The organism is Parabacteroides sp. merdae-related_45_40 (genome assembly GCF_001915675.1).
Genome location: NZ_MNQY01000050.1, coordinates 1 through 5,847 on the forward strand (window position 1 = coordinate 1; position 5,847 = coordinate 5,847).

Genomic DNA, 5,847 nt, shown 5'->3' on the forward strand with positions numbered 1-5,847 from the left:
AAATACCGATCTTGAACCAGTCGCACGGCATGGAGAGAAACCGAAAGTATTACAATTTAATAATGAGAAAGAAGAACTATCTGCTATTAAAGAATTAATTGTCACTTATCAGGCATCCGCCTATAAATCGCTGGGGATTATCTGCAAAACCGAATCGCAAGCCCGTGAGATGGCAGATAAATTACAAATTCCTGATATTAATTTCCTATCAAGCCAAAGTTCGGCTTTTGTGCAGGGTATTGTTATCATCTCTGCCCACATGGCAAAGGGTTTGGAATTCGATGAGGTGATTATACCACAGGTGGATGATAGGAATTATCATTCGGAAATCGACCGGAGTATGCTATATGTGGCGGTAACAAGGGCAATGCACCGTTTAACGCTGACATATAGCGGAACAAAACACACACCATTCATCTAAATTTTCGGCTTACTTTATTGTCATGCGGGGATTAACCTCTATATTTACCGCCATGCGCATAGCAGATTAACGAAATAACGATGAGAGAAAGCAAGATTTTATATCCGTCACCTGTACTTTCCCAATACATTAAATACTATTGGGCGTTAAAGACCGATGAAGTAGAGCCAGTAATGATACAGACTATTCCATCGGGGTGAGAATCTGAATATCCAATCAAAAGGTTTACAGCCGAAGAATTTCATTCGGGGACAGTTCTCAACTTATGGAAGTTTGATTTCAGTGGGAAATATTGATATGATTGCTGTTATATTTCATCCTCTGGGGCTAAATTCATTTGTGCAATGTTCTATGAATAAGTTTTACAACCATTATATAGATGTAGAAGATTTGGAAGATATTGAACTGAATCACCTGAAACGAAATATTTCTGCCGAACCAGCCGTTGAAACCTGCATCCGGTTGATTGAACGCTTCCTTATGCAACGGTTGGTCGATGCAAATTGTAACTACCAAAGAACGCATCACGCTATCCGTCAAATCATCAATCAACCGCAAATTGACGTGAATACCCTTGCTGAAAGTGCTTGTTTGGGATATAGGCAATTCAAGCGAGTATTTTCCAACTATGTAGGAATGAGCCCTAAAGAATATTATCGAGTAGTTCGCTTTCAGCGGGCACTGTATCTGTTGCAGAATCATCCGGGAATAGAGTTCGTAGACTTGGCTTATTCGTGTGGCTTTTATGATTCTTCGCACTTGGTGAAAGACTTTAAAGAGTTTACAGGTTGTTCGCCTACTCAATATCTATCTTCCCGTTCTCTATATTCTACATTCTTTTCCGAAGGTTGCAGGCTGAATGTTATTAAATCGCATAGCCGTGCGTAGTCATTTGTGATAAAGTCAGTTTTTTACAAGTGGATGATAGGCAAAGAACTTACTTTTGCAGAAGTATTTAAAATTAGAAAGTTATACAAGAAAGTAATTTTATACATATAACCGCTGGCATTGCACAGGTTATTGAAGCAGAAGAGAAATTGTTAAGTAGCCTGCCTGTAGAGGTTATCACACAAAGGCGAAATACGCAGAATCGCACCATCAAGCAGATTCTCGGTCACTTGATTGATTCGGCATCCAATAATCACCAACGCATGGTTCGGTTGCAATATAGCAAAGACCTGCTTTTCTTCCCTGATTATACACAGGATAATGACTTGTGGATAGCTTTACAAGATTATCAGAATGCAGACTGGGCTAACTTAATCCAGTTATGGAGGTGTTACAATCTGCACATCATCCAAGTAATTAACTCGGTAGATAAGAACAGACTGGATAGTTACTGGTGCGACTTTACAGGAACAAAGGTCACGCTACAAGAAATGATAGAAGGATATTTGGGACATTTGCACCTGCATATAAAAGAAATCCATGAATTAATCGGTTGAATTTCTTAATTTTTCATACATTTGCGCTATATCAACTCACAAATAGTATTCACTCCTTATGAAACTCTGTATATAGCTACGCTCCTGCGAATAGCCCCTTTCAATGCCACAGAGATTTTATATCCTTTTATTTATGAATTTACGAGCTGGCAGACCATGTTATGCAGGTCTGTTCGTATCGTGCTATTTTGCAGTTGAGCAATGAATTATACATATAGACAAATATGGCTCATCAACTTTCCGATCATGATGAGCATCTTAATGGAGCAGTTAATCAATATAACGGATGCTGTCTTTTTAGGTCACGTAGGTGAGGTGGAATTGGGAGCATCCGCTATTGCCGGAATTTATTATCTGGCGGTCTATATGCTGGGCTTCGGGTTTAGTATTGGACTTCAAGTGATGATTGCCCGCAGAAACGGGGAGCAGAATTACAAGGCAACAGGAAAGACTTTCTTTCAGGGGCTATTCTTTTTATCGGGATTAGCCGTCTTGCTTTGCCTATTGATTCATGCCGTTTCTCCTTATCTATTGAAACGGTTAATTTCCTCACCGGAGATTTATCAGGCTGTAATCCACTATTTGGACTGGCGCAGCTTCGGGCTGTTGTTCTCATTTCCTTTTCTGGCTATCCGGTCTTTCTTCGTTGGGATAACGCACACGAAAGCCTTATCGTGGTCGGCTGTTACTGCGGTGACGATTAATATGCCGCTGAACTACTTTTTAATATTTACACTGGAATTAGGCATTTCGGGAGCAGCCATCGCTTCATCTTTAGCAGAAATGGGTTCTTTGATTGTACTTTGTATCTACACAAAAGCGAAGATTGACAAAGACAAATACGGATTGAAGCCCGTGTATGATGGACAGTTACTTATCAAAGTCCTGAATCTGTCTGTGTGGAGTATGCTCCATGCTTTTATCAGCATAGCTCCTTGGTTTCTATTTTTCGTGGCAATCGAACATTTAGGGAAAACAGAGTTGGCTATTTCCAATATAACCCGAAGCGTATCAGCAATATTTTTCGTAATTGCCAATTCCTTTGCTGTCACTACAGGTTCATTAGTAAGTAATGCTATTGGAGCCAGGGCGAGAAATGAACTTTTCCCGATCTGCCACAAGGTTCTGAAATTAGGTTATGCCGTTGGCATCCCATTCGTAGTAGTAGCTTTACTCTGTAACCGTTGGATTGTCAGTTTCTACACCGATAATGAGCTATTGATAGAATTAGCATTTGCTCCTTTCGTGGTGATGCTATTGAATTACACGTTTGCACTACCCGGTTATGTATATCTCAATGCGGTCGGAGGAACGGGGAAAACCAAAATCACCTTTCTGTTTCAGGTAACAACCACCTGTGCGTATTTAGTGTACCTCTATTGGTTGAGCTTCTGTATAAAAGCATCTTTATCCCTCTACTTGACGGCAGAATACCTGTTTGTGATTCTGCTGGCACTTCAATCTATCATTTATCTAAAAAGTAAACACTATTAAAGCGAATCAAGTTATGATGACAAAAATATATCCTCGCAGAAGAACAATGTGCTTTATCATTATCCCATCCATCGGGAGAAGTTAATCATTGGCAAGTTCTGTTCTATTGCCTGTGGCACGAAGTTTCTGTTTAATTGTGCGAATCATACATTGAAATCTCTGTCTACCTATACCTTCCCTCTATTCTATGAAGAATGGGAATTGGAAAAGTCGAATATTACTACTGCATGGGACAACAAAGGCAATATTGTAATCGGCAATGACGTATGGATCGGCTACGAAGCTGTGATTATGGCAGGGGTTCATATCGGTGACGGTGCTATTATTGCCGCACGTGCCGTAGTGACCAAAGATGTTCCGCCTTATACGATTGTGGGTGGAACTCCTGCCAAAGAAATACGAAAACGCTTCGATGCAGAGGTAATCGAACAACTGCTAATACAGAAATGGTGGGATTGGTCTACCGATAAGATACATCAGTGTTTGCCATATATTGCAGAGGGTAAACTAGATGAATTACTTGCCATGAAGAAATATAGATTATGAACTATATAAAGAAACGATTGACAAGGATTGATGCAAGTTTCAGTTCTTCTATATAGCTACATTTCGCTATTTTAGAACTCATGCCAGTGGATTATATTTGTAAGAAGCAGGAATTTGAAGTTCACCATTTCTGGAATTGCGACCAATAAGGCTGAATACCCCTTGAATCATTCTGATTAGCAGAGGAACTACAAACAAACTATGAATGATTTATTGAGAACGAGTTTTTTTCATCTTACTGGCTGATACCTCACAAGAAGTTATTAACACAGAAATGCAAGATGCTTATGAAGATTTTGTGAAGCAAATAGTAACAATTAGCCATTCGGAAGACTATACTCATGTCTTCCGGATGCTTAATCTCACCCGTATTGAGATAGCCCCTTTAAAGGGTTGTATCAGGATGGGCTGGGGGGAAAATACGCTTAAAAATCTATACATTCATAAAGCATTATCCTTAATTGGTGCAGAATTAGAGTTACTCAATCTCTGAAAACTACCCATCCCGAACAGTTTAATTCACCTGTGTCTACCGAGTTCAAGTCAGACCTATATGTACTCCCAAAGTCTAAAGAATTGGGGATTATAGGTATTGCTGAAATTGTACTAGCTCTGTTTCTACTGGGAAAAATCGTTGGGGAAAATGGAACGCCAGTCCCAAAAATTCAGTTGGCTCGTGGCTTTGAGCAGCTTTTCAATCTGAAATTTGGTAGTATCTACGATAAGATCGGTAAAGTGTTTACTCGTAAACCGTACAATCTTACTAAAACTTTGGACGCTTTGCGAAATACTATTACCAGAGAAGACCGTAAACGCAAGAACAAATAAAGATTAGAAAAGATAATTTTGCAAATCGTTTATTTATAGCAGTTTATAAACCATTTTTCGGGGAGTAGTTACCTACTCCTCTTTTTTTGCAACCTTGTTTTGTAAAACTTTGCTTCATCAATCGATTGAAAACAATAATGTTGAACTAAAAATTGAAGTAAAATGTATATAGACAACGAAAACTTCGAGAAGTGGATGGAGAAGCTATCCAAGAAACTCACCGAGATCGGGCAAGACTTGAAATCTCTTATTAATACTGATACTGTATTCGATGAAAACGAAAGGCTGTTGGATAATCAAGACTTAGCCTTTCTGTTGAAAGCATCTTTCAGAACCCTACAACGCTCAACGCTATCGAGCGAAAAACGTATTATAAAGCCAGCGATATCCGGGCTTTTGTTCGTGAATAGGCCGATTCTCAAACCTACAAACAGTTCGAAAAAGCAAATCAGTTTGCTTCACCTATCGATTTAGCGTGTTACAAGAACACGCTATAATGACACCTGTAATAAGCATTTCCTTTTCAATGCTTATTATCAGGTATTGATCTGTTCATATTTCTATAAAAAAGTAATTACCGTGCCAAACAGCAGTCGAAAAACGATATTCACTACCATTTCCATAGACAAGGAAACGGTAGCTTTGGTAGAGAAGATATGCAAACGCTATTCCCAGAAAAAGAGAAAGTTGTAAAGTTGGCGTTCAGATATATAGATAAGGTACATATCAACCCATCCGAAGCCCCTAAATCCGTAAAATCGGAACTGGCGAAAATAAATAAGGGACAGGATGATATTATCCGATTCATCCGTCACTATGAGGAAGAACAACTGAATCCCATCCCATGATACGGGTAACAAATTCTATCGCTTTGCGTTTCGATGTCATCGGTAAAACTTTGGAAACTCTTATGGATAAGCAATTGATGAAAACGACTGTAAATGACGAGTTATCCTCCGAGAAAAATATGCCGGAAAGAAAAAGCGTTTTGAGACAGGAAAATTACTTAATAATCCCTTTGAAAACGTTTTTTGGAGACACTCTGGGGGGAGGATATGCATTTGCGTTTTGCAGTAAGCCGATACATAACAAGTAATCATGCCCCTTAAGATT

Annotated in this window: 4 protein-coding genes and 4 pseudogenes; all 8 read left to right on the forward strand. The window is 39.1% G+C overall.

The features are described 5' to 3' along the window. A partial coding sequence (locus tag BHV83_RS08170; protein WP_286757305.1) for a 3'-5' exonuclease occupies positions 1-421 on the forward strand: 421 nt, incomplete at its 5' end. A gap of 351 nt (positions 422-772) precedes the next feature. Further along, positions 773-1,309: a helix-turn-helix domain-containing protein gene (locus tag BHV83_RS08175; protein WP_005649909.1), complete on the forward strand. Its 537-nt coding sequence runs from the start codon at positions 773-775 to the stop codon at positions 1,307-1,309. An 83-nt stretch (positions 1,310-1,392) separates the two neighbouring features. After that, positions 1,393-1,866, forward strand: a complete 474-nt coding sequence (locus tag BHV83_RS08180; protein WP_036724003.1) for a DinB family protein — start codon at positions 1,393-1,395, stop codon at positions 1,864-1,866. A gap of 201 nt (positions 1,867-2,067) precedes the next feature. After that, positions 2,068-3,360, forward strand: coding sequence for an MATE family efflux transporter (locus BHV83_RS08185; protein WP_122206089.1), 1,293 nt, complete (start codon positions 2,068-2,070; stop codon positions 3,358-3,360). A 36-nt stretch (positions 3,361-3,396) separates the two neighbouring features. After that, positions 3,397-3,906, forward strand: a pseudogene (locus tag BHV83_RS08190) (CatB-related O-acetyltransferase); the annotation flags it as partial. 403 nt (positions 3,907-4,309) lie between these two features. Next, positions 4,310-4,734: pseudogene (locus tag BHV83_RS21740) on the forward strand (hypothetical protein). A gap of 162 nt (positions 4,735-4,896) precedes the next feature. Then, positions 4,897-5,144: pseudogene (locus tag BHV83_RS08200) on the forward strand (helix-turn-helix domain-containing protein). A 169-nt stretch (positions 5,145-5,313) separates the two neighbouring features. Continuing rightward, a pseudogene (locus BHV83_RS08205) lies at positions 5,314-5,713 on the forward strand (BfmA/BtgA family mobilization protein); the annotation flags it as partial. Positions 5,714-5,847 lie beyond the last annotated feature (134 nt).